This is a genomic window from Mycobacterium sp., assembly GCF_035314665.1.
Lineage (GTDB): Bacteria > Actinomycetota > Actinomycetes > Mycobacteriales > Mycobacteriaceae > Mycobacterium.
Window position 1 is genome coordinate 1 of the sequence record NZ_DATFZD010000438.1, and the last position, 2,173, is coordinate 2,173.

Sequence of the window (2,173 nt, forward strand, 5' to 3'; positions counted from 1 at the left end):
TGCTGGTCACCGCCGGAGTGCTGACCCTGGTGCTGATGTTGGCGACGCCGTGGTGTGCTGTCGGATTGGTGGCGACGCCGCTGGCCGTGCGCGCGGCGGGGCCGGTGCGATCCGGCCGCGGTGGGCCTGAGTTGATCCCCGTGCTGCGCGACACCGGGCTGGCGATGCTGGTGTGGGCGATCGCGGAGGCGGCGACTTTGGCGCTAGCCGCCTAACGGCGAGCAGTCGCAAAAGCGCCTGAACAACCGGCGTGTCGGGGGTTTTTGCGTCTCACTCGAAAATGAGGTGACCGGCAGCGGGTGAGTGGGTTGCATCCGGTGTTAGGCAACTTCGGTGAGTGGTTCGAGTGTGACCCTGTAGCCGAGGGTTTCGAGTTGCTTGATGGCTTTGGCCTTGGTTTTCCCGGGTTGGTAGCGGGTGTAGTAGTCGGGGCCGGGGTCGCGGTAGAAGGCACCGTTGACCAGCATGTGCCAGGCGTCGGTGAGCATGGTGTGCTCGAGGGCGACCAGGGCGATCATGCCGGCGACGGAGCTACCGCGTGAGGTGTTCTGGCGGGATTGGACAGGTCGGCGCCGGCCGGCGATGCGTCGGTAGCGGGCGCTGTAGTAGGTGTTTTTACTGCGGGCCGCTGACAGGGCGGCCACCCCGAGAGCGGCTTTGAGGTGCCGGTTGCCAGGGCGGGTGGTGGCCGATTTGACCCGGCCCGCTGACTCGTTGCAGCCGGGCACGACCCCGGCCCACGACGCCAGGTGCGCCGCGGTGGGGAACACGCTCATGTCCGCGCCGGTTTCAGCGATGAACACATCAGCGACGATCTGCGACCAGCCCGGGATGCTCATCAGCAGCTCCCGGGCGGCTCGAAAGGGGGCGATCGCCTCCTCGATGCGCGCATCCAGGCGGGCAATGTCGGCAGAGTGGGCATCGATGCGATCCAGGTACAGCCGCGCCATGAACGCGTGATGCTCGCTGAACCGCCCCCGCAGCGCCTCGGTCAGGGCGGGGATCTTGTGACGCAGGCGTTGTTTGGCCAGATCGGCCAGTACCGCCGGGTCGCGTTGTCCACCGATGAGCGCTTCGAGCATCGCGCGCCCGGAGACCCCGACGATGTTGGAGGCCACCGCCGAGAGTTTGATCCCGGCGTCTTCGAGCAGCTTCTCCAGCCGTTGAATCTCTTGGGTGCGGGCCCTGGTGATGGTGGTGCGCGCCCGGGTCAAATCGCGCAGCACCCGGATCGGCGGCGGTGGCACAAACGAGGCGCGGATGAGCCCGTGGGCGCCCAAGTCGGCCAGCCACGCCGCATCCGAGACGTCGGTCTTACGGCCGGGCACATTGCGTGCGGCCTTGGCGTTGACCAGCATCACCGGCAGCTGTTCTTCGAGCAGGTAATAAAACGGCTTCCAATAGTCTGACGTGGATTCGATCACCACACAGGAGACCTGCTCGGCGAGCAGATGCTCGCCCAACGCCAGGATCTCAGCGGTGGTCGACCCCCACGTGCTCACCGTCGTCGACGTGCCACGCCGGCCTTGGCCCTGAACCCGTACACAGACCTTGGCGTCCTTCTTCGACACATCAACCCCCGCGCACCGCGGATGTATCACCTCCACGACTGATCACCCCTTCCGTCAAGATCGGTTGTTGTGGAAGGTGTTTCGGAGAGGGCTCAACAAAACAGGAGTCTCACTCGCGTGCTCACAGGCAACAATCCACGGCCCCGCACAACCACGGGGTGCCCTCCAGCCCCAAGCTGCTCGGCGGGCTCACCGGCAACACAGACGCAACGGGGTCAACCGAAACACCCCTTAAGCGTCGACCCGCACCACGGCCCAGTGCAACCACCCACCCAACCGCACCCAGGGCTCAATTTTCATTTCCCACGGCGGAGCGCAGCTCCCCTGACAGCTGCTCGCGCAGAAAAGTCAGCCCTTGCGAGCCTTGACCGCGTCGGTCAGCTGCGGGGCGACCTTGAACAGGTCACCCACCACGCCGTAGTCGGCGATCTCGAAGATGGGCGCCTCTTCGTCCTTGTTGACCGCGACGATGGTCTTGGACGTCTGCATGCCAGCGCGGTGCTGGATCGCCCCGGAGATGCCCAGCGCGACGTAGAGCTGCGGCGATACCGTCTTGCCGGTCTGGCCGACCTGGAACTGGCCCGGGTAGTAGCCCGAGTCCA

At 65.9% G+C, this 2,173-nt stretch carries 2 protein-coding genes and 1 pseudogene; 1 reads left to right on the plus strand and 2 read right to left on the minus strand.

Annotated elements, in window-relative coordinates:
• A pseudogene (locus tag VKI00_RS31860) lies at positions 1-215 on the plus strand (1,4-dihydroxy-2-naphthoate polyprenyltransferase); the annotation flags it as partial.
• A gap of 105 nt (positions 216-320) precedes the next feature.
• Here the strand turns inward: VKI00_RS31860 and VKI00_RS31865 are convergent.
• Positions 321-1,607, minus strand: coding sequence for an IS110 family transposase (locus tag VKI00_RS31865; RefSeq protein ID WP_324447207.1), 1,287 nt, complete (start codon positions 1,605-1,607; stop codon positions 321-323).
• Between the two features lie 312 nt (positions 1,608-1,919).
• Positions 1,920-2,173, minus strand: a 254-nt coding sequence (locus tag VKI00_RS31870) for an electron transfer flavoprotein subunit alpha/FixB family protein (RefSeq protein WP_324447209.1), incomplete at its 5' end; no start/stop codon positions are given.